At 65.2% G+C, this 21,343-nt stretch carries 20 protein-coding genes and 1 other RNA gene; 13 read left to right on the top strand and 8 right to left on the bottom strand.

Annotated features, from left to right (window positions below):
• Positions 1–25 precede the first annotated feature (25 nt).
• Both NX774_RS06535 and NX774_RS06530 read left to right on the top strand, forming a co-directional pair.
• Positions 26–1,675 carry an alpha-amylase family glycosyl hydrolase gene (locus tag NX774_RS06535; RefSeq protein WP_258821342.1) on the top strand — a complete coding sequence of 550 codons (1,650 nt, stop codon included), beginning with the start codon at positions 26–28 and terminating at the stop codon, positions 1,673–1,675.
• A gap of 91 nt (positions 1,676–1,766) precedes the next feature.
• Complete coding sequence (locus NX774_RS06530; RefSeq protein WP_258821341.1) at positions 1,767–3,626, top strand: glucokinase; 1,860 nt, start codon at positions 1,767–1,769, stop codon at positions 3,624–3,626.
• Positions 3,627–3,784: 158 nt separating this feature from the next.
• On the opposite strand, the gene NX774_RS06525 is transcribed toward NX774_RS06530, so the two are convergent.
• Positions 3,785–6,553, bottom strand: coding sequence for an alpha-1,6-glucosidase domain-containing protein (locus NX774_RS06525; RefSeq protein WP_258821340.1), 2,769 nt, complete (start codon positions 6,551–6,553; stop codon positions 3,785–3,787).
• A gap of 176 nt (positions 6,554–6,729) precedes the next feature.
• Between NX774_RS06525 and NX774_RS06520 the strand changes: the two genes are divergently transcribed.
• Together NX774_RS06520 and NX774_RS06515 are read left to right on the top strand one after the other, a co-directional pair.
• A complete protein-coding gene (locus NX774_RS06520; protein WP_258821339.1) occupies positions 6,730–8,346 on the top strand; it encodes an alpha-glucosidase in 1,617 nt (538 codons plus the stop codon).
• Positions 8,346–10,193 (top strand): glucokinase, encoded by a 1,848-nt coding sequence (locus tag NX774_RS06515; protein WP_258821338.1) that lies wholly within the window; start codon positions 8,346–8,348, stop codon positions 10,191–10,193. The genes NX774_RS06520 and NX774_RS06515 overlap by 1 nt, the downstream gene beginning before the upstream one ends.
• Positions 10,194–10,406: 213 nt before the next feature.
• On the opposite strand, the gene NX774_RS06510 is transcribed toward NX774_RS06515, so the two are convergent.
• The 3 genes from NX774_RS06510 to NX774_RS06500 all read right to left on the bottom strand — a co-directional run bounded on the left by NX774_RS06510 (position 10,407) and on the right by NX774_RS06500 (position 13,078).
• On the bottom strand, positions 10,407–10,862 hold the full coding sequence (locus NX774_RS06510; protein ID WP_258821337.1) for a hypothetical protein: 456 nt from the start codon (positions 10,860–10,862) through the stop codon (positions 10,407–10,409).
• Between the two features lie 89 nt (positions 10,863–10,951).
• On the bottom strand, positions 10,952–12,670 hold the full coding sequence (locus tag NX774_RS06505; protein ID WP_258821336.1) for a molybdopterin-dependent oxidoreductase: 1,719 nt from the start codon (positions 12,668–12,670) through the stop codon (positions 10,952–10,954).
• 18 nt (positions 12,671–12,688) lie between these two features.
• Positions 12,689–13,078, bottom strand: coding sequence for a DUF488 domain-containing protein (locus NX774_RS06500; RefSeq protein ID WP_258821335.1), 390 nt, complete (start codon positions 13,076–13,078; stop codon positions 12,689–12,691).
• A gap of 196 nt (positions 13,079–13,274) precedes the next feature.
• On the opposite strand from NX774_RS06500, the gene sdhC reads away from it, so the two are divergent.
• Genes sdhC through NX774_RS06485 form a run of 3 tightly spaced genes read left to right on the top strand, consistent with a single transcriptional unit; the run spans position 13,275 to position 14,697 of the window.
• Complete coding sequence (sdhC, locus tag NX774_RS06495; RefSeq protein WP_258821334.1) at positions 13,275–13,655, top strand: succinate dehydrogenase, cytochrome b556 subunit; 381 nt, start codon at positions 13,275–13,277, stop codon at positions 13,653–13,655.
• Positions 13,652–14,005 (top strand): succinate dehydrogenase, hydrophobic membrane anchor protein, encoded by a 354-nt coding sequence (gene sdhD, locus NX774_RS06490; protein WP_258821333.1) that lies wholly within the window; start codon positions 13,652–13,654, stop codon positions 14,003–14,005. The genes sdhC and sdhD overlap by 4 nt, the downstream gene beginning before the upstream one ends.
• Positions 14,002–14,697 (top strand): succinate dehydrogenase iron-sulfur subunit, encoded by a 696-nt coding sequence (locus NX774_RS06485; protein WP_258821332.1) that lies wholly within the window; start codon positions 14,002–14,004, stop codon positions 14,695–14,697. Before sdhD ends, NX774_RS06485 begins: the two co-directional genes overlap by 4 nt.
• A 153-nt stretch (positions 14,698–14,850) precedes the next feature.
• On the opposite strand, the gene groL is transcribed toward NX774_RS06485, so the two are convergent.
• Together groL and groES are read right to left on the bottom strand one after the other, a co-directional pair.
• A complete protein-coding gene (gene groL, locus NX774_RS06480; RefSeq protein ID WP_258821331.1) occupies positions 14,851–16,494 on the bottom strand; it encodes a chaperonin GroEL in 1,644 nt (547 codons plus the stop codon).
• A gap of 42 nt (positions 16,495–16,536) precedes the next feature.
• Positions 16,537–16,827 carry a co-chaperone GroES gene (groES, locus tag NX774_RS06475; protein ID WP_258821330.1) on the bottom strand — a complete coding sequence of 97 codons (291 nt, stop codon included), beginning with the start codon at positions 16,825–16,827 and terminating at the stop codon, positions 16,537–16,539.
• A 228-nt stretch (positions 16,828–17,055) separates the two neighbouring features.
• On the opposite strand from groES, the gene NX774_RS06470 reads away from it, so the two are divergent.
• From NX774_RS06470 to NX774_RS06445, 6 genes are all read left to right on the top strand, one after another.
• The gene (locus NX774_RS06470) at positions 17,056–17,772 is read left to right on the top strand and encodes a phosphoribosyltransferase (RefSeq protein WP_258821329.1); all 717 of its coding nucleotides are present in this window, start codon (positions 17,056–17,058) and stop codon (positions 17,770–17,772) included.
• Between the two features lie 507 nt (positions 17,773–18,279).
• Entirely contained in the window at positions 18,280–18,513 is a 234-nt protein-coding gene (locus NX774_RS06465; protein ID WP_258821328.1) for a hypothetical protein, read from the top strand.
• A complete protein-coding gene (locus tag NX774_RS06460) occupies positions 18,510–18,821 on the top strand; it encodes a cell division protein ZapA (protein WP_258821327.1) in 312 nt (103 codons plus the stop codon). The genes NX774_RS06465 and NX774_RS06460 overlap by 4 nt, the downstream gene beginning before the upstream one ends.
• 45 nt (positions 18,822–18,866) lie before the next feature.
• Positions 18,867–19,044: non-coding RNA, 6S RNA (gene ssrS, locus NX774_RS06455), on the top strand.
• Positions 19,045–19,128: 84 nt separating this feature from the next.
• Positions 19,129–19,596, top strand: coding sequence for an EVE domain-containing protein (locus NX774_RS06450; RefSeq protein WP_258821326.1), 468 nt, complete (start codon positions 19,129–19,131; stop codon positions 19,594–19,596).
• The gene (locus NX774_RS06445; RefSeq protein ID WP_258821325.1) at positions 19,596–20,402 is read left to right on the top strand and encodes a sulfite exporter TauE/SafE family protein; all 807 of its coding nucleotides are present in this window, start codon (positions 19,596–19,598) and stop codon (positions 20,400–20,402) included. The genes NX774_RS06450 and NX774_RS06445 overlap by 1 nt, the downstream gene beginning before the upstream one ends.
• A 148-nt stretch (positions 20,403–20,550) precedes the next feature.
• Here NX774_RS06445 and NX774_RS06440 read toward each other — a convergent pair whose 3' ends face one another.
• Both NX774_RS06440 and arfB read right to left on the bottom strand, forming a co-directional pair.
• Positions 20,551–20,907 (bottom strand): translation initiation factor Sui1, encoded by a 357-nt coding sequence (locus NX774_RS06440; RefSeq protein WP_258821324.1) that lies wholly within the window; start codon positions 20,905–20,907, stop codon positions 20,551–20,553.
• A gap of 16 nt (positions 20,908–20,923) precedes the next feature.
• Positions 20,924–21,322 (bottom strand): alternative ribosome rescue aminoacyl-tRNA hydrolase ArfB, encoded by a 399-nt coding sequence (gene arfB, locus NX774_RS06435; RefSeq protein WP_258821323.1) that lies wholly within the window; start codon positions 21,320–21,322, stop codon positions 20,924–20,926.
• Positions 21,323–21,343 lie beyond the last annotated feature (21 nt).

The raw sequence follows: 21,343 nt of genomic DNA, 5'->3' as shown, positions 1-21,343 counted from the left end.
CAACCACAACAACAAGGGACCCTGAATGAAATCAACCGCTCTCGCCGTTTCGCTTGCTTTGGCCTGTGGCTATGCATCCGCCGCCCCGGCCAGGCCCTTCGCGTGGGAGAACGCGACCGTGTACCTGGTGATGACGGACCGTTTCAACAACGGCGACCCGTCCAACGACCACGCGTACGGACGGCGCGATGACGCGGCCACGCTGCGCGGCTACATGGGTGGCGACCTGGCCGGGATCACGGCGAAAATCAACGAGGGCTACTTCAACGACCTGGGCGTGGACGCGATCTGGATCACGCCGCCGGTCGAGCAGATCCACGCCGGCACCGACGAGGGCACGGGCAAGAGCTACGGCTTTCACGGCTACTGGGCGCGTGACTTCACCGCCGTCGACGCCAACCTCGGCACCGGGGACGACGTGCGCAAACTGGTCGATGCGGCGCATGCGAAGGGCATCCGCGTGCTGCTCGACGTCGTGATGAACCACACCGGCCCCGTTACCGATCAGGACCCGGTGTGGCCGGCAGGCTGGGTGCGCACCACGCCCAAGTGCACCTACAAGGACGTGAAGACCATGCGCGACTGCACGCTGGTGGCCAACCTGCCGGACATCCGCACCGACAGCAACGCCAGCGTGCCGCTGCCGCCGGCGCTGGTGGCCAAGTGGAAGAAGGAGGGCCGCTTCGAGCGCGAAGTGCGCGAGCTCGACCAGTTCTTCAAGCGCACCGGCTACCCGCGCGCACCGCGCTACTATCTGGTCAAGTGGCACGCGGACTGGGTGCGCAAGTATGGCTTCGATGGCTTTCGGGCCGACACCGTCAAGCACACCGAGCCCGGTATCTGGAAGGACCTGAAGAAGCAGGCCAGCCTGGCCTACGAAGAGTGGAAGCGCGCCAATCCGTCCAAGCGCGTCGGCGACCTGCCGTTCTTCATGACGGCCGAGGTGTACAACTATTCGATCGCCAGCGGCCGCCTGTTCAGCGAGGGCGGAGAAACCGTCGATTACTACGACAACGGCTTTGACAGCATGATCAACTTCAGCATGAAGTCGGACGCGCGCCAAAGCTACGAGCAGCTGTTTTCCAGCTATTCGGCCGCGCTGAACGGCCCGCTCAAGGGGCGTTCGGTGCTCAACTACGTCAGCTCGCACGACGATGCCACCCCGTTCGACGCGTTGCGCGAGCGCCCGTTCGAGACCGCCAACAAGCTGCTGCTGGCGCCCGGCGCTGCCCAGATCTATTACGGCGACGAGACGGCGCGGCTGCTCAAGGTCGACGGGGCTGAAGGCGACGCCAACCTGCGCTCGTTCATGAACTGGGACGAGTTGGCCGCCAATGCCCAGCGTGGCGGCTACCGCGTCGGCGACGTGCGCGACCACTGGGCGCGGCTGGGTCGCTTTCGCCACGCGCACATGGCAGTCGGGGCGGGCGTGCACCAGATGATCCAGGCCAGCCCGTACACCTTCAAGCGCACCTACGACAGCGGCGGCGTCGTCGACCGCGTGGTGGTGGCGCTCGACCTGCCGCGCGACCACCCGGTGCCGATCGCGGTGTCCGGCGTGTTCATGGACGGGCAGACCGTGCGCGACTGGTACACGGGCCAGACGGCCGTGGTCGCGGGCGGCAAGGTGCAGTTTGCTTCTGCCGGCCCGCTGGCGCTGGTCGCCCAGGACTGAAGCGGCGTGCGGCGAGCCCTGTTCTGGGGCCTGTCGTTCAGTGGTATCCTACGCGCGTTCCGGGACGAGCGTCCCGACCCACAGGGACGCAATGAGCACCGAACACGACAACGAACAAAAAACAACCCGCAGCGCATACCCGGACGGTCCGCGCCTGGTGGCCGACATCGGCGCCACGCATGCGCGCTTTGCGCTCGAGACCGCGCCGGGCCTGCTGCGCGCGGTCGAAGTGCTGCGCTGCGACGACTACAGCGGCATTGTCGCGCTGTTGCACGCCTACCTCGCGCACCATCCCGGCACGCGGATCGCGCACGCCGCGTTTGCGCTGGCCAACCCGATAAGCGGCGACATGATCCGCATGACCAACCGCGATTGGCAGTTCTCGACCGAAGCGGTGCGGCGCGAGCTGGGCCTGCAGACGCTCCTGATCGTCAACGATTTCACCGCGCTGGCAATGGCGCTGCCGGGCCTGAAGCCCCAGGACCTGATGCAAATCGGCGGCGGCCAGGCGCAGCAGCATGCGGTGGCCGGCGTGCTGGGGCCGGGAACGGGCCTGGGCGTCTCGGGCGTGATCCCGACCGTCGATGGCTTCGTCACGCTCGGCAGCGAGGGTGGCCACGTCAACTTTGCCCCGGCCGATGAGCGTGAATTCGCAATCCTGCAGTACGCCTGGCGCGAGTGGCCGCACGTATCGAACGAGCGCCTGATCTCCGGGCCCGGCCTGGAACTGATCCACCGCGCGCTCGCACAGCGCAATGGCGTGCAGGCGCCGCCGCGCACCGCGGCCGAGATCGTGAGCGCCGCGCTGGAGCAGAACGACAAGCTGTGCCTGGAAGTGCTCGAATGCTTTGCCGGCATGCTGGGCGGGGCCGCTGCCAACCTGGCGGTCACGCTGGGCGCGTTTGGCGGCATCTTCATCGGCGGCGGCATCGTGCCGCGCATTGCCGAGTGGTTCGCCGCGTCGCCGTTCCGCGCCCGCTTCGAAGCCAAGGGTCGCTTCACCGATTACATCGCCCAGATCCCGACCTACGTGATCATGACGCCCAACCCTGCGCTGTTCGGGGTGGCCACCATCCTGTCCGAGCACCTGCGCGGGCGCAGCGGCGCCAACACCCTCATGGAGCGCGTGCAGCACCTGCAGCACGAGCTCTCGCCAGCCGAGCAGCGCGTCGCCACGCTGGTGCTGGAACACCCGCGCAAGGTGCTGTCCGAGCCGATTGCAGAAATCGCGCGCCTGGCCGACGTGAGCCAGCCGACCGTGATCCGCTTCTGCCGTTCGCTCGGTTTCTCGGGCCTGGCCGACTTCAAGCTCAAGTTCGCGGGCAGCCTGACGGGCACCATCCCGGTGCGCCACAGCCAGGTGCGCATGAGCGACAGCACGCACGACCTGTCGGCCAAGGTGATCGACAACACGGTCTCGGCCATCCTCAAGTTCCGCGACCAGATGGACGTCAACTCGATCGACCGTGCCATCGACATCCTGCGCAAGGCCAGGCGGGTCGAGTTCTACGCGATGGGGAACGCGCGCGTGGTTGCGCTGGACGGGCAGCACAAGTTCTTCCGCTTCCGGATCCCGACCTCGTCGTATGGCGACTCGCACCTGTTCACGCTGGCGGCCGAGCTGCTCGGCCCGGGCGACGTGGTGATCGCGATCTCGACCTCGGGCCAGCTGCCGGAGCTGCTGGCGGCCGTGGACAAGGCACGCGCGGCGGGGGCGGATGTCATTGCCATCACCAGCAGCAAGTCGGCGCTGGCCAAGAAGGCGACGGTTTGCCTGGCGGTCGATCACAGCGAGGACAGCACGACCTTCCTGTCGATGATCTCGCGGATCCTGCAACTGCTGCTCATCGATATCATGGCGGTCGGCCTGTCGCTCGGCGCCCATGGCGAGGCGGCGGTGGAGCCGGATTCCGACCGGCGGCGGATGCTCATCTCGCACTTGGATATTTGAGCGGGGCGCGACAGTCCACCAGTACGCCAACTCAAGCACGTCGTCCCGGCGCAGGCCGGGACCCATGCTGAGGTTCAGGAGCACGCGGCGTTCGCCTCAGATGCTTGCGCTGTCGCTGGGCAGGTTCAGCATGGGTCCCGGCTTTCGCCGGGACGACGTTAGTGGTGGGTTTTCTTTTTCGGGCGCGACGCGACGGCCGTGGTTTCGGCCTCGACAAACACCACCGCCGTCCTTGGCGGAATGCTGAACGTCCCCGTAAAGCTGTCATACCCCGCGCTGCCCGCCCGCTTGTCCGCCGCGCCCGGCGCGCTGTGCACCGGATGCAGCCGCATGCGCTTGCCCTGCGCCTGCGGGTCCACGATCACGTGCGCCACCTTGTCCACGTTGACGAAGTAGCTGATTCCCTCGAAACCCGCGCCAGGATAGCCCTTGCCGTCGATGTGCGCGCCGATCACCGTCGGCTCCTGCCGCGATCCCGTGTTGAAGAAGCGCAGCCGCTGTTTGATGTCCTGCGCGCTGCGCATCCGCAGCAGCGTCGAGCTGGCGCGAATGCGCAGCAGGTCGCGGAAGGCGTCACGCGTGAACGCGATGTCGTCAGGCGTCGGCTTGATCGCCGCATTGGCCAGCAGCGGCTTGAGCAATGGCCAGTCCTTGCCGTTGTCGTCTGCCGGCGGCAGGCCGGCGCCGAAGTAGTTGTCCCGGTAGCTCCAGTCGATGCGGTTGAACCAGTCGCCCGAATTGAAGCTGTTCCGGTCGAGTGACTTCGAGCGCAGGATGTCGATCCCGGCGTGGAAGTAAGCCACGCCCTGGCTGAACGCATCGATTGCCATTCCCAGCACCTGCACGCGCGCGCGGTCCGCGCTGCTGGTTGCCACGGGCAGCTTGAGCACGTTGATGTCGAAGAGCGTCTGGTTGTCATGGTTCTCGACGTAGTTCACGGTTTCACCGGGTTCGCTGGCGTAGCCCGCAGGCTGGCCGTTGTAGTCGATCGCTGCCAAAGGCACGCTGCGGTCGTCGAGCGTGACCAGCGGGTAGCTGCGGATGGATCCGGCAAGGCCCGCGCGCACCAGGTCGGCCGTGCGCATCAGCTCCGCCGGTGGCCGCTCGGCCCCGCTGGTGTTCGGGTCGTAGATCAAGCCGTTGATGTAGCCCTGGCGCTTGATCATGTCGATTCCCGAGTCGCCCGCCGAGCCGCCGCGCACTGCGTCGCGCTCGCGGTCGTTGAAGGTGCCGATGCCGGTGCCGTTCAATGACAGCTGCGAGGCCTGCACGAAGCGCGCGCCGTCGGCCACTTCGCCGAAATTCCAGCCTTCGCCGATCAGCTGCACCTTGCGCCGCGCAGCCTTGTCGACGCGCTCCTGCAACTGCTCCATCACCGAGCGCGGCTGGTGGCCCATCAGGTCGAAGCGGAACGAATCGATCTTGTACTGCGTGGCCCACAGCGCCACCGAGTCGATCATCAGCTTGCCCATCATGAGGTTCTCGGTGGCGGTGTTGTCGCAGCAGGTCGAGCGTTCGACCTCTCCGTTGGCGTCGAGGCGATGGTAGTAGCCGGGCACGATGCGGTCGAGGACGGATTTCTCGTTCTGGCCTGCGATGAAGCTGTGGTTGAACACCACGTCCATGCCCACGCGCAGGCCGGCGCGGTGCAGGCTTTGCACCATCTCGCGCAACTCGATGATGCGGCGCGCGCCGTCGGCCGGATCGGTCGCGTAGCTGCCTTCCGGCGCGTTGTAGTGGTAGGGGTCGTAACCCCAGTTGAAGCAATCGGTCTCCGCCGTCTTTTTCACCAGCGCCTGCTGTGCGCTGCCGTCCGGCGCGCCCGCCGGAGCGGGAACCGCGCAGCCTTGTTCGGGCACGCTGCCGATGTCGTACACCGGCAGCAGGTGGATGTCGGTCAGCCCGGCTTTCGCCAGCGCGGCGAGGTGGCGCATGCCGTTCGATTCCGTCTCGGTGAATGCGGCGTACTTGCCGCGGTGCGCCGGGCTCACGCTCGCGTCGTTGATCGAGAAGTCGCGCACATGCAGTTCATAGACGACCATGTCCGTTTGCGCCTTGACGGTGCCTGGCGCCGGCGTCTTGTCCCAGTCTTTCGGCTTGAGCGATGGCGCGGCGAGGTCCGCGACGTAGCTGCGCTTTGAATCGGTCGTCAGGCTGACCGAGTACGGATCGGTGACGAGGTTGCGCACGACCCCTGCGCCGTTGACGGCCACGTCCAGCGCGTACTTGTAGTATTTGCCGTGCTGGTCCCCGGGCAGCGCCGCGTTCCATGCGCCGGTGCGGCCGTCGAACGCCATCTGGAAGACGCCGCGGGCGCGCGAGCTGCCCGTGTCGTAGAGGCAGACCGCGGCCTGCTGCGCCGTCGGCGCCCATAACGAAAAACGGGCCTGCTTGCGGCCGGGCGCGACGCCCAGGTTATCGAGCATGCCCGCCGCCGCATACAGGTCATCCAGCGCGCCCGCGGCCTGCAGGTAGGTGGCCGCGCGTACCGTCCCGTCCGGGGCCTCCTGGACCAGCACCATCTGGCCCCGGTGCAGTTCGGGCAGGCGCGCCAGGTCCGGCTCACGCACCGCGAGCACGGGGCCAGGCTGCACGTATTTGAAGCGCGTGGCCAGCGCTGGCGGGACTGCTCCCGTGAACACATCCAGCGTCAGCGCCCCCGCCGCGCCAAACACTCTGGACCCCACCGTCGCCACGATTGCCGCAGTGGGCGAGTAGTACAGCTTGAAGCTTGCGGCCGGATCCGCCCCGGGCCATTTGGCCAGCCGCCGGTCAAGCCACACAGCGCGCGCGTCGAGCTTTTGCGAGGACGCGTGCTGGACGATCTGGAACGAAGGGCTGTCGCAAGCGTCGATGGGAATCTCGGCGCGGGCGGTGCAGGCCGCGGCGACAAGGGCGAGCAGGGCAGCTGGGCGGTAAGTGCGCATGTGGTGGTGGATTACTGTAGTTTGACTACTGAAATTTTCGCCAATTGCAAGGTCAAATGGCTGCAAGTGTTTGAAATTAAGGCAGTAATTCGTATGATCTGCGTTGCCGGCCGGATTTGTAAAAAGGAATCCTCTGCTGTATATTATCTACAATTCAGTATCAACCGGACAAGCCAATGCAGAACACTTCCCCGTGGTGGCGCGAGGCCATCATCTACCAGGTCTATCCGCGCAGCTATCTCGATACCAATGGGGACGGCGTCGGCGACCTGCCCGGCATCACCAACAAGCTCGACTACATCGCCAGCCTGGGTGTGGACATCGTCTGGCTGTCCCCGTTCTTCAAGTCGCCGATGAAGGACTTCGGCTACGACATCTCGGACTACTGCGACGTGGACCCGCTGTTCGGCACCCTGGACGACTTCGACAAGGTGGTCGCCAAAGCGCACAGCCTGGGCCTGAAGATCATGATCGACCAAGTGCTGTCGCACACGGCCGAAGCGCACCCGTGGTTCGTCGAAAGCCGCAAGAGCCGCGACAACCCCAAGGCCGACTGGTACGTGTGGGCCGACCCGCTCCCGGACGGGAACCCTCCCAACAACTGGCTGTCCGTGTTCGGCGGCTCGTCGTGGCAGTGGGACAGCCGGCGCCGCCAGTACTACCTGCACAACTTCCTCACCAGCCAGCCGGACCTGAACTTCCACAACCGGCAGGTGCAGCAGGCGCAGCTCGACAGCATGCGCTTCTGGCTAGCGCGCGGTGTGGACGGCGTGCGCATGGACGCTTGCAACTTCCACTTCCACGACCGCCAGCTGCGCAGCAATCCGCCGGCCACCAAGCGCGACACTGCCACCGTCACCGACGTGAACCCGTACGGCATGCAGAGCCACCTGTACGACAAGACCCAGCCCGAGAACATCGAATTCCTGCGCAAGATCCGCGTGCTGCTCGACGAGTTCGGCGCGGTGTCGATCGGTGAAGTGGGCGCCGACGATTCGCTTGCCGTGATGGCGGACTACACCTCGGGCGACGACAAGCTGCACATGGCCTACAGCTTCAACCTGCTCACGCCGCAGTGCTCGGCTGCCTACATCCGCAAGCAGGTCGAAGACTTCGAAGCGCGCGTGAAGGGCGGCTGGGCCTCGTGGTCGGTCGGTAACCACGACAGCATCCGTGTGATGACCCGCTGGGGCGGCGACCAGCCGACGCCTGCGCTGGCCAAGCTGGTGCTGGCGATGCAGCTCTCGCTCAAGGGGACGCCTTGCCTGTACCAGGGCGACGAGCTGGCGCTGGAGGAAGCGGACGTGCCCTACGAACAGCTGCAGGACCCGTACGGCATCACCTTCTGGCCCGAGTTCAAGGGCCGCGACGGCTGCCGCACGCCGATGCCGTGGACGAGCGATGCGCCGAACGCCGGCTTCACGACCGGCACGCCGTGGCTGCCGGTCGCGCAGCCGCACCTTGCGCGCGCGGTCTCGGTGCAGGAGCAGGACGGTAACTCTGCCCTCAATTTCGCGCGCCGCTTCATCGCATGGCGCCGCCAGCAGCCGCAGCTTACGCGTGGCGACATCGCCTTCTTCGATGCCCCCGAACCCGTGCTGGCGCTGCGCCGCATGCTCGATGGCGAGCCGTCGGTGCTGGCCGCGTTCAACCTGGGTGACAAGGAAGTCAGCTTCGACTGGCCTGAATCGGCCGGCGCCGGCGACCTGCCGGGCCACGGACTGCCGGGCGCGGCCAGCGGCGGACGCGTGACCCTGCCGCCCTACGGCGCATGGTTCGGCAAGGCACGCTGATGACGACTGTCGACGCCGGCGCCGCGGCGCAGCCGGCGTTTGCCGAAGGGCCGCGGCTCGTCGCCGACATCGGCGCCACCCACGCGCGCCTGGCCTTGCAGATGGCGCCAGGCGTGTTCAGCCATGTCGCCGTGCTCAAGTGCGACGACTATGCCGGTATCGTGCCGCTGCTGCGCTTCTACCTTGCCGGCCACGCCGGCCTGCAGCTGCAGCATGCCGCGCTGGCCGTGGCCAATCCGGTCAGCGGCGACAAGGTGCGCATGACCAACCGCGCGTGGGAGTTCTCGACCGACGACGTGCGGCGCGAGCTCGGGCTATCCACGCTGCTGGTGGTGAACGACTTCACCGCGCTGGCGATGGCCATTCCCGGCCTGTCCGGCGCGGACCTGATGCAGGTGGGCGGCGGCACGCCAGTGCCCAAGGCCGTGATCGGCGTGCTCGGTCCGGGCACGGGCCTGGGCGTGTCGGGCGTGATCCCGACCGAGGACGGCTTCGTCACCCTGGGCAGCGAGGGCGGCCACGTCAACTTTGCCCCGGCCGACGAGCGCGAATTCGCGATCCTGCAGTACGCCTGGCGCGAGTGGCCGCACGTGTCGAACGAGCGGCTGCTCTCCGGCCCCGGCCTGGAACTGATCCACCGCGCACTGGCGCAGCGCAATGGCGTGGCAGCGCCGGCGCGCAGCGCGGCCGACATCCTGGCCGGCGCGCTCGAGCAGCGCGATGCGTTGTGCCTGGAAGTGCTCGAATGCTTCTGCGCGATGCTGGGCGGCGCGGCGGCAAACCTGGCGGTGACGCTGGGCGCATTCGGCGGCGTCTTCATCGGCGGTGGCATCGTGCCGCGCATGGGCGCATGGTTCGCGACCTCGCCATTTCGCGCGCGCTTCGAGGCCAAGGGCCGGTTTTCGAGCTACCTGTCTGACATCCCGACCTACGTGATCACCACGCCTTACCCGGCGTTTCATGGCGTGGCCGCGATCCTGGCCGAGCACCTGCGCGGGCGCGCCGGCGCCAATTCGCTGATGGAGCGCATCCGGCACATGCGCCCGGGCCTCACCCCGGCCGAGCAGCGCGTGGCGGCGCTGGTGCTGGAGCAGCCGCGCCTGGTCCTGAACGAGCCGATCGCCGACATTGCACGGCTTGCCGAAGTGAGCCAGCCGACCGTGATCCGCTTTTGCCGCTCGCTTGGTTTTTTGGGCCTTGCCGACTTCAAGCTCAAGTTCGCCAGCAGCCTGACCGGCGCCATTCCCGTTCGCCACTGCCAGGTGCGTGGCTCGGACAGCACGCACGACCTGTCGGCCAAGGTGATCGACAATACGGTTTCCGCGATCCTGAAGTTCCGCGACCAGCTGGACGTGCGCTCGGTGGACCGCGCGATCGAACTGGTGAGCCGTGCGCGGCGCGTCGAGTTTTACGCGATGGGCAATTCGCGCGTGGTCGCGCTCGACGGCCAGCACAAGTTCTTCCGCTTTCGCATTCCGACCACGGTGTACGGCGACGCGCACCTGCTCACGCTCGCGGCCGAGTTGCTGCAACCAGGGGACGTGGTGATCGCGATCTCCAATTCGGGCACCGCGCCCGAGCTGCTGGCGGCGGTGGACGCGGCACGGCATGCCGGCGCGGACGTGATCGCGATTGGCAGCAGCCAGTCGCCGCTGGCGCGCAAGGCGAGCGTGTGCCTGGCGGTGGAGCATGCCGAGGACAGCAACACCTTTCTGTCGATGATTTCGCGCATTCTGCAGCTGCTGCTGATCGACATTATGTCCGTGGGCATTTCGCTCGATGCGCAGCAGTCCAACGACCAGGCCGTGATGGAGCGGCGCATGCTGATTTCGCACCTGGACGGCTGAGAAGGGCGGCTAAGCATTCAAGCCGCCGGCCCCGCGAGCCCGGCATGGGTCCCGGCTTGCGCCGGGACGACGGGCAGGCGCCGCCGGCCGGAGGGAGGAGTGGCCGCCACCGGCAAACGGAAAACGGTGGCGGGAAGCGGCCAGCGGCTGCCTGCAACGATACGGTGCTCTGCCGCGACGCCTTTGTGACCGCTCAATCGTGCGCCGGGTGCCTCATTCGGACGTGTTGGCGAGCACCTTGCGCACCGTGCGCCGCCATTCGGTCAGCGTCAACAGCCTGTCGGAAAGAGGATCTTCGACCAGCACTTCACCGCCGGATTGTGCGACGAGGAAGCTGGCGCGCCGGTGCACCATATCGGGCCGGTTTTCGACAAAGCTCAGCTGCCAGTAAGGCTTGCCGTTGATGATGCGTGGCTGCGGATCGTCCTCGATGATCGCGCCATGCACCTTGCCGCGCGAGTTCTTTTCGAGTTGCTCGGACCAGGACTTGAGCTCCGGCACCTCCATCAGCGAGACCATGGCCTGCTCCTTGGTGGGCGCCTTGGCGACGGCGGCTGGCGCGGGCACGGCGGGTTTGGCCGGTGCGGGCTGCTCGCGTTTGCAGGAGGCAAGCGTGCAGGTCAGCACGGCAGCAGCGGAGAGGGCAAACAGCCTGGGTAAGGCGCGCATGGGGAGGGTTCCGTGTTTTGGCTGCGGCCATACTAAACCAAGTGCCCACCCACGGCAACGGCGAACTGGACAGGGATGCAGGTCGGCCTTCAAATCGGCATGCGGTAGCCGTAGAACTCATGGTCTTCGTTATAGCCGCCCTGTCCGGCGCCAAGATGGCTGAAATCGTCGACCAGCTCGATTGCCTCGATCCATTTGACCATCTTGAATCCAAGCTCGTTCTCGCACCTGAGTCGAAGCGGCGCACCGTGCATGAAGGTCAGCGGCGCATCGTTCATTTCGTAGGCCAGCAGGGATAATGCGTGGCGCATATTCTCGATCGAGTGCACGTCGTAATACCGTCCGCCCGCGGCGCCGTCCGCAAACGAATAAAAGACCACGTAACGCGCGCCCGGCAGCGGCCCGACCAGTTCAAGCAGCCGGCGCATCGGCAGGCCACCCCATTTGGCCACACCCGACCAGCCCTGGATGCAAAAGTGCTCGCAGACCTGCACCTGCTTGTCCATCGCCTTGATCTGCGCGAACGACAGGGTGCAGGGCCGGGCGACCAGCCCGCCGATACGCAGGCGATAAGCGGCAAAGTCCTCGCGCCGCAGTGCCTCATAGGCCGCGGAGCGGGGCAGGGTGCCGTTCAGCCAGAAGTACGATGAAATGTCGGTGTCGGCGTATTGCACACGCGGCTCCCAGCGCTCGGCCAGGCCCTTGATCCTGCCGATCAGGCGCCGGCCGGCGCGTTGGACCAGGCGCGCGTGCCTGATCGTCAGGGGCGATGCACACACCCAGGCAAGGGCGACGAACGCCATTGCCACCGCAAACAGCGCAACCCCGCGCCAGGACTCGTCGTTGACGCCGGCGAACATGAAATTCAGGTTGCGGCGCATGCCCGTGGTGAACACCAGCGTGACGTGGATGAAGATGAACAGCACGAACCAGCACATCACGAGGAAATGCACGCTTCTGGCAGCCTGGCGGCTCAATCGCCGCGACAGGCCGCCGAACCGGTTCGCGATGGCCGGACTTTGCATCAGGCCCGTGATTGCGGCCAATGGCGCGGCAATGAACACCGTGATGAAGTAGGTCAGCTGTTGCAGGGCGTTGTAGCGGGTCCAGGCTTGTTCCACCGGAAACTGCAGCGACAGGTACTGCAGTGCGGTCGAGAGTGCGTTGGGGAACACCGACCAGCTCGTCGGCACGAGCCTGTGCCATTGGTCCGTCGAAAACAGAAGCACCCAGGACACAAGGCCGTTGGCCAGCCACAGCAGGTCGAACGACAGGTGCCACCAGCGCGCCAGGCCAACCGAGTGGCGTACGCCAGGAATGCCAAGCCAGGCAGGGATGGTCACGGAGTCGTCCTTGGATGTCCACACGCGGTCTTGCGGCACGTCGCGCTGGAACCGGAACCATTCGCGGCCAGGAATCGACCCGCGCGACCAGTACAGCCGCGGGTGGTCGGCGAGAATCTGGATGCCGGACCGGATGATGAAGACCATGAACAGCAGGTTGAGGAAATGCTGCAAGCGCAGCCACCACGGAAACCCCGAGTGCACGGCGCTCGGCCAGGGCGCAAGGCCAGGATAGGTTGCCATGAAGGCGGCCACGGACGGGAGCGTGCGCACATACCGGGCGGCCACGATGGCGGCGGCCAGCAGCACGGCAAGCAGCGGCACTGCCCACAAGGTGTTGATCCAGTGTTTCCCGAAGCGGATGCGCGGCGCGATGCCATGTTGTGGCGGCAGCCACTCGTCAAGCCGCAAGCGGTCGGGAGCATTTGTGAGGCGGGCCTGCAGGGGATCGCGCCGGCTGTCCATTGCTGCCGCCGCGGTGGATCAGGCCTTGTCAGGGTGCGTACTGCTGGCGAGCAGCAGTGTGCGCAGGGCAACAGCATCATTGTGAAGCTCGTCCCGCGCGCCGTAGACCAGCGTGACGGTTCCCTTGCGCGCCAGCGCACGCAGGCGCTCGAGCGCGTCCGCATGCTGGTGCAGCTCGTCGGCATAGCGCATCTGGAATTCTTCCCAGCGCGCCGGATCATGGTTGAACCATTGGCGCAGTTCGGTACTGGGGGCGAGGTCCTTTTCCCACAGGTCGAGCGCGGCATCGGTCCTGGCGACGCCGCGTGGCCACAGGCGATCGACGAGGATGCGCGTGCCGTCGGCCGGGCTGGCCGGCTCGTAGGCACGTTTCAGCTTGATATGGTCGGCCCGGATTCGTTGGCTCAAGTCGCGCTCCTGGTTCGCGGCCCTGCCGGCGTTGGCTGCGGCCCGATGCATTCATTCTGCCACCAAGCCGGCCGGCCGGGCGTTCTTGCGGCCAGCGGTGCGCGCCCCGCGCGTTTGATGCGACTCAATCGGTCGCCCATGGCATGCCATTAGTGTGTGATGCGATGCGCGAACAAATCGCGCCAGGGAATCCGTGATGGAACACGAACAGCGGCGGCCCAGGTTCTTCAACCTGATGCAGATCCAGATGCCCGTTGGCGCGCTCACGTCCATTGGCCACCGGGTGTCCGGCATCATCCTCGCACTGTGCGTGCCGTTCTACATTTACGTGCTTCAGCTGTCCCTGCAAAGCCCTCGCGGCTATGCGCTCGCCGCTGGCATCCTCGGCCGCTTGCCGGTGAAAGCCTTGGTTGCGGCCTCGATCTGGGCCCTCGCGCACCATGTCCTCGCAGGAATACGTCATCTGCTCAGCGACGTGGACATCGGCTCGCCATTGCCGGCTGCACGGACGAGTGCCTGGGCGGTCAACTGTGCGGGCCTGGTCATCTTGCTGCTGGCCGCGGGAGCTTTGCTTTGAAAAAGGTTTTCTCCGGACTGCCGGCGTGGCTGGTGCAGCGCTTCACCGCAGTCTGGATGCTGTTCTTTCTCGTTTTTGTCTTGCTTCACATGGTGCTCGACCGGCCAGGCTCCTATGACGAATGGCATGCCTGGGTCAGCTTGCCGATGGTCCGGTTCGCTGCGGCATTGTTTTTCCTGTCCATGTTCCTGCACGCCTGGGTTGGCCTGCGCGACGTGCTGATCGACTACGTGCGCGTGCTGCCGCTGCGGCTGGCGTTGCTGGCAGCGCTGGCCCTGGTGCTGGCCGGACTGGCGCTGTGGGCCGGGCAGGTGCTGCTGCACGCCGGCCCGGCTTGGGAGGCCCGATGAAGTTTTCCATCTACCGCTACGACCCGGAGCGTGACCGACAGCCGCACATGCAAGACGTGGAGATCACGCTCGCGCCGAGCGACCACATGCTGCTCGATGCAATACTTCGGATCAAAATGCAGGACGATACGCTGACCATTCGCCGTTCCTGCCGTGAAGGCGTGTGCGGGTCCGACGCCATCAACATCAACGGCCGCAACGGGCTGGCGTGCATCACCCCAATCAGGACGCTGAAGGAGCCTGTCGTGTTGCGGCCCTTGCCCAGTTTTCCCGTGATTCGCGACCTGGTCGTGGACATGACCCAGTTTTTCGCGCAGTACCATTCGGTCAAGCCCTACCTGATCAATCCTGATCCGCCGCCGGAAAGGGAAAGGCTGCAGTCGCCGCAGCAAAGGGACGCGCTCGACGGGCTGTACGAATGCATCCTGTGCGCATGCTGCTCCAGCCAGTGCCCATCGTTCTGGTGGAATCCCGACAAGTTCGTCGGTCCCGCCGGGCTGTTGCAGGCGTATCGTTTCATTGCCGACAGCCGCGACCGGGCGACGGACGAGCGGCTGGATGACCTGAACGATGTCTACCGGCTGTTCCGGTGCCGGACCATCATGAACTGCACCGAGGTTTGTCCCAAAGGCTTGGCGCCCTCGCGCGCGATCGAAAAGATCCGCCTGCGACTGGCGGCACGTGCGTGCTGAGCCTCCCGGGGCAGGCGAATGCCGCGTATTACCGCGTGGGCACTTGTGCCCACCCTACGCAAAATAAAAAAGCCCGCAAGGCGCGAACCTTGCAGGCTTTTTCGTGAGGCGAGGCGACGCCGGCCGCAACCGGCGCGCGACGGACCTGGCAAATTACATCATGCCGTCCATGCCCATGCCGCCCATGCCACCCATGCCGCCCATGCCGCCGGCCGGTTTCTCTTCGGCGATCTCCGAGACCATGCAATCGGTGGTCAGCATCAGGCCGGCGATCGACGCTGCGTTCTGCAGTGCCGAGCGGGTGACCTTGGCCGGGTCCAGCACGCCCATCTCGACCATGTCGCCGTAGGTGCCGTTGGCGGCGTTGTAGCCGTAGTTGCCCTTGCCAGCCAGCACAGCCGACACCACGACCGACGGCTCGTCGCCGGCGTTCTGGACGATCATGCGCAGCGGCTCTTCCATGGCGCGCAGCACGATCTTGATGCCGGCGTCCTGGTCGTGGTTGTCGCCTTTGACCTGCAGGTTGGCGCGAGCGCGCAGCAGGGCCACGCCGCCGCCCGGCACGATGCCTTCTTCCACGGCAGCGCGGGTGGCGTGCAGTGCGTCTTCCACGCGGGCTTTCTTCTCTTTCATCTCGACTTCGGTGGCAGCACCAACCTTGATCACTGCCACGCCGCCGGCCAGCTTGGCCACGCGCTCTTGCAGTTTCTCGCGGTCGTAGTCCGAGGTCGCTTCTTCGATCTGCACGCGGATCTGCTTGACGCGTGCCTCGATCGCTTCAGCGGCGCCGGCGCCGTCGATGATGATGGTGTTTTCCTTGCCCACTTCGATGCGCTTGGCCTGGCCCAGGTCCTGCAGCGCGACCTTTTCCAGGGTCAGGCCGACTTCTTCCGAAATCACCTGGCCGCCGGTCAGGATGGCGATGTCTTCCAGCATGGCCTTGCGGCGGTCGCCGAAGCCCGGCGCCTTGACTGCCACGGTCTTCAGGATGCCGCGGATGTTGTTGACCACCAGGGTAGCCAGCGCTTCGCCTTCGATGTCTTCAGCGACGATCACCAGCGGACGGCCCGACTTGGCCACTTGCTCGAGCACCGGCAGCAGGTCGCGGATGTTCGAGATCTTCTTGTCGCACAGCAGGATGAACGGGTTCTCGTGGATGGCGACTTGCTTGTCCGGGTTGTTGATGAAGTACGGCGACAGGTAGCCGCGGTCGAACTGCATGCCCTCGACGATTTCCAGCTCGTCGTTCAGCGACTTGCCGTCTTCAACGGTGATGACGCCTTCCTTGCCGACTTTTTCCATCGCCTCGGCGATGCGCTCGCCAACCGAGCTGTCCGAGTTGGCCGAGATGGTGCCGACCTGCGCGATTTCCTTCGAGGTGGTGCACGGCTTGGCGATCTTCTTCAGCTCTTCGACGGTGGCGGCGACGGCCTTGTCGATGCCGCGCTTGAGGTCCATCGGGTTCATGCCGGCGGCAACGAACTTCATGCCTTCGCGCACGATGGCCTGGGCCAGCACGGTTGCGGTGGTGGTACCGTCACCGGCGTTGTCGCTGGTCTTGGAAGCGACTTCCTTGACCATTTGCGCGCCCATGTTCATCAGCTTGTCTTTCAGCTCGATTTCCTTGGCGACCGACACGCCGTCCTTGGTGACGGTGGGGGCGCCGAACGAGCGCTCGAGCACCACGTTGCGGCCTTTCGGGCCCAGGGTGACCTTGACGGCGTTGGCCAGGATGTTGACGCCTTCAACCATCTTGGTGCGGGCGAGATCGCCAAACACGACTTCTTTAGCTGCCATTGTATTTCTCCGTATTTTGGAAGTTTTTTGAACTGGGAAGGATTAGTCGACCAGGACGGCCATGATGTCTTCTTCGCGCATCACCAGCAGTTCCTCGCCCTTGACCTTGACGGTCTGGCCCGAGTATTTGCCGAACAGGACGCGGTCACCGACTTTCACTTCCAGCGGACGAACCTGACCGTTTTCTTGCACTTTGCCGTTACCCACGGCGAGGATTTCGCCCTGGTCCGGTTTTTCTGCCGCTGCATCGGGGATGATCAGGCCGGACGCAGTTTTGGTTTCCTGGTCGAGACGCTTCACGATAACGCGATCGTGCAGAGGGCGAAGGTTCATGCAAAACTCCTTTAGATTCAATGGTTTGACTTGCAAGGCGCAGCTTTGAGACAGCAGCTGCGATCCGGAAAGTGTTGTTAGCACTCACCGCTAACGAGTGCTAATTATAGGGACGATAATTCAGCATTTCAAGAACTGCTGTTGCTTGTTTGTTCTGCCTGTTTGATCGGCATCAAACCTGAACCGGCCGCCGGAGGCGAAAAAGGGTGGGTTCGCCAAGGAGCAGCCATGCACCCGAAACCAGCGCGTTTTCCCTGGGAAGAAGGCTTCCCACCGGTCCTGGTCCACGCACAAAAATCGGAGGTTACCACCCATCCCTGGTTTGCCGCCGCACGATCCGGCGACGTGGATGCGGCCGCGCTGCTGGTCGCGGACACCTGTTGTGGCCAGGTGGTGGACCGGCTGGCGCAGCTGGCCGGCAGCGAAGCGCCAATGCTGGCCGGCGTGCACGCGCAAAAGCGCGATGGCCTGAACGTGCTGCCGGATGTGCTGGCGCAGGGGCTGCAGCAATTGCTGGGCTGGCAGGTGGATACTGACATCGTGCAGGCCAATATCGTCGAGCACGTGGACGATCCGGCCTTCGTGCACCTGGCGCGCCAGGCCGTGTTCGACGGCACGGTCGAGCCGGGCAGGGCGTATGTGCTCGTGGACGACTTCATCCGGCAAGGGGGAACGCTGGCCAACCTGCGCGGTCACATCATGCGCCAGGGCGGACGGGTGCTGGGGGCGACAGTACTGACCGGCAATGCGTCGAGCGCGGTGCTGCGGCCGGGGGCCGCACTGCTGCGCGAACTGCGGGACAAACATGGTTCACTCGAAAACTGGTGGGAAGAAAACTTCGGCTACCGCTTCGACTGCTTCACCGCCGTCGAGGCCGGATTCGTTGCCGCCCACCGCGACAGCGACCACGTGCGCGCGCGGATCGAGGCGGCTTGGCGTGCGTGACGAGCCGGGGATCGGGGCCTTCGTGGTGCAGTTGAGGCTGGATCGCGTCGCCCAGCCGCGCGCGCTCTCGGCCGCCGAGATCGCGCGCTTGCGGGAAGGGCGCAGGATCGTGGCCGAGCGGGCGCGGGCGCTCTTTGTGCTGCGTACGGCGTTGCCGCCTCCGATGCATGGGGCGACTGAGCCCTGAGCCTCCGGCCCCGCCGGATGCGGGTGCTCTATCGGACGCTCTCGGTTTCTGCTTGCTCAGCATGGGTCCCCGCCTTCGCGGGGACGACGGAGCCTAGATTAGCGGTACCTGGACTAGTTAGCAGTAGCACGTCGTCCCCGCGAAGGCGGGGACCCATAGACCGGCGCCTCGGCCGCAAAGCCTCCTTGCCCCGGCGAATTCACCGCCCCTGCGGCCGTCCCAGCCCCGCCTGGTGTACTATTCGTTCCCACGCCTGCATTGCGCGCCCCAGCCCGCCGCAAAATATTGACGGAATTTCTTTTCCAGTCCTATAGTTACGAATGATTTCCGAATTCCAAGACCTATCCGACAAAATCAGCCGGCTCGCCGAGTTGACTCAGTCCCTGCGTCACGAGAATGCGCAACTGCGCGAATCCAACAAACTGCTCAGCGACGAGAACGTCGCCTTCATGCAGCGCCTGAGCGAGGCACAGCGCCGCGTCGAGGCGCTGCTGGCGCAGCTGCCGGCGCCCGAAGACGACAACGAGACCGACGAAGCCGAGGCCACCGAATGATCCAGCTCGATGTCACCATCATGGGACAGCCCTACCGCCTGGCCTGCAAGGAAGGCGAGGAGACCACGCTGCGTGAAGCGGTGCACTATCTCGACGCCAAGATGTGCGCGTTGCGCGACTCGGGCAAGGTCAAGGGCAACGACCGGATCGCGGTCATGGCCGCGCTCAGCGTGGCCGCGGAATTCCTGTCGGTGCGCTCGCCGCAAGGCCCGCTGTCGGACATGTCGATTCTGGAAGTCAAGCAGAAATTGGAGGCGATGCACCACGTGTTGGACAACGCGCTCACGCCCCAGGAAAATTTGTTCTGACGGCCAAATTCGTTTGACATGCCGCTGCAACGGAGTAAACTTTGCACTACCCTGCGGTGTTCGAGATTGCCATATATTCCTTGAACCATTCGTGTGCAACGGTTGTGGAATACGTTCGATGGGCGTGAGCGTCGCTTGTCCGACGAACCCGAAATTGATCTGACTGCGACCACCTGAACCTCAGGTTCGGGATGCCGGCAAAAACGGCACAGGCGGGGCACAAATTCCTAAGAGCGGTTGCGTCTCACGGCGCAGCCGCTTTTTTATGCGCGCACGGTTTGCGCGCGTTTGACGGAGCAAAATACGGATGCGTTATTGGTTGATGAAATCCGAACCGGATGAAGTCAGTTTCGACGATGTGCTGGCCGCGCCAGATCACACCACGGCGTGGTTCGGCGTGCGCAACTACCAGGCGCGCAACTTCATGCGCGACCAGATGCAGCCAGGCGACGGGGTCCTTTTCTACCACTCCAGTTGCGCCATCCCGGGCGTGGCCGGCATCGCCCAAGTCGCAAGCGCACCCTATCCGGACGCATCGCAATTCGACCCGTCCAGCAAATACTTCGATGCGAAAGCCACGCGCGAACAGCCGCGCTGGATTTCGGTGGACGTGCGCGCCGTTGAACAAGGCCGTTACCTGCCGTTGACCGAAATGCGCGGCGTGCCCGAACTGGAAGACATGGTCCTGCTGCGCAAAGGCAGCCGCCTGTCGATTTCGCCGGTGACCGCCGGCGAATGGAATGCGGTGCTGCGCCTGATCCGGCAGGAGGGCTGATGGACTGGGGTTTGATGCTGGCCCTGCTGGCGATGGGCACGTTCGGCGGGTTTGCCGCCGGCCTGCTGGGCATTGGCGGCGGCATGATCCTGGTGCCGTTCATCACGATGATCTTCAGCGCCAAGCATTTCGCGCCGCACCTGATCGTGCACATGGCCATTGCCACATCGCTGTCCGCGATCCTGTTCACCTCGATGTCGTCGGTGCGCGCGCATCACCTGCACGGCGCCGTGCTGTGGCCGGTGGCGCGCAAGCTGGCGCCGGGCATCCTCATCGGTTCATGGATCGGGCCGTGGATCGGCAAGCAGATGGATACGCAGTTGCTGTCGGTGGTGTTTGGCTTGTTCGTCGCGTTCTCGGCCACCCAAATGCTAGTGAACAAAAAGCCGGCGGCCCACCGCGACCTGCCCAGGACGCCAGGCATGCTGGCGATGGGCGGGCTGATTGGCGTCGTGTCCGGCCTGGTCGGTGCCGGCGGCGGCTTCATTTCCGTGCCTTTCATGACCTGGTGTAATGTCCGCATCCACAACGCGGTGGCCACCAGCGCGGCGCTGGGCTTCCCGATCGCGCTGGCCGGGACCATTTCGAATATTTACTTTGGCTGGGGCGAGCCGGGCCTGCCGCCGTATTCGCTCGGCTTCATCTATGTGCCGGCGCTGGCGCTCATTGCGCTGGCCAGCGTGACCATGGCGCCCCTGGGTGCGCGCCTGGCGCACCGGACCGCGGTGCGCCGCCTGCAACGCATCTTTGCCGGCATCCTGTACGCGCTTTCGATCTACATGTTCTGGAAAGCGGCGCAGGGCTAAGTACGGCTAACGACCTCTCGACGTACCGCCAACCGATGGGAGAGCAGGCAAGAGAAAGCTTGACGGCTGCGCAGTCAGAACAAGCACAGGAAGAACTGGCAGGCCGTATGCGCGCGCACCGATCGCAGACACACGGCCTTGTAGAGCTTTAGCCGCCGGCACGCTTCGGATGATGGCCGTGCCTTCTGAGCGTCTCCATGACCAGATCGCAGTGGTCGCCCTGCACTTCAATCACACCATCCTTCACGGTCCCGCCCGAACCGCATGCCGTGCACAACTGCTTGCGTAGCAGGGCCAGTGTGGTGGGATCGAGCGCGAGCCCTTTGACGAGCGTTACGGTCTTGCCGCCCCGTCCCTTCGTCTGGAGCATCACGCGCACCACGCCATCGCCTGTGGCCGCGGTCCTCGCCTTGCACACGCACTCCACGACGGGGCGGCGGCATTCGGGACACATGCGCCCGCCATCCGTGGAATAGACCAGGCCGCTGTTTGAACTACGCTTCATGAATTGCTCGAGAATATTATTCGTTAACCTTGCCGCGCAACGCTTTGACCTGGCCGCTGCGCGTTTTCGCGTCGAGCCGGCGTCGCTGCGACGCACGCGTGGGCCGGGTCGGCCGACGCACGAGCGGTACCTCGGACGCCGTGTCGACGAGCGCCTGCAGGCGTCGCAGCGCGTCTTCCTTGTTCTGCTCCAAGCTGCGCGACTTCTGCGCCTTGATCACCACCACGCCGCCTTGCGTGATGCGCGCGTCGCGCAGTTCCAGCAGGCGCGCCTTGACCAGCGGCGGCAGTGAGGACGCGGCGATATCGAAACGGGCTTGCACCGCGCACGAGACCTTATTGACGTTCTGGCCGCCCGGGCCTTGCGCTCGGATCGCGCTGAACTCGACCTCGGCTGGATCAATTGCTATCGTCACGACGCGCCTCGGCAACCGTCG

Origin of the sequence: Massilia agilis (genome assembly GCF_024756255.1) — a bacterium.
GTDB classification, from domain to species: Bacteria; Pseudomonadota; Gammaproteobacteria; order Burkholderiales; family Burkholderiaceae_D; genus Telluria; species Telluria agilis.
This window is presented reverse-complemented; position numbering and strand designations above follow the sequence as displayed.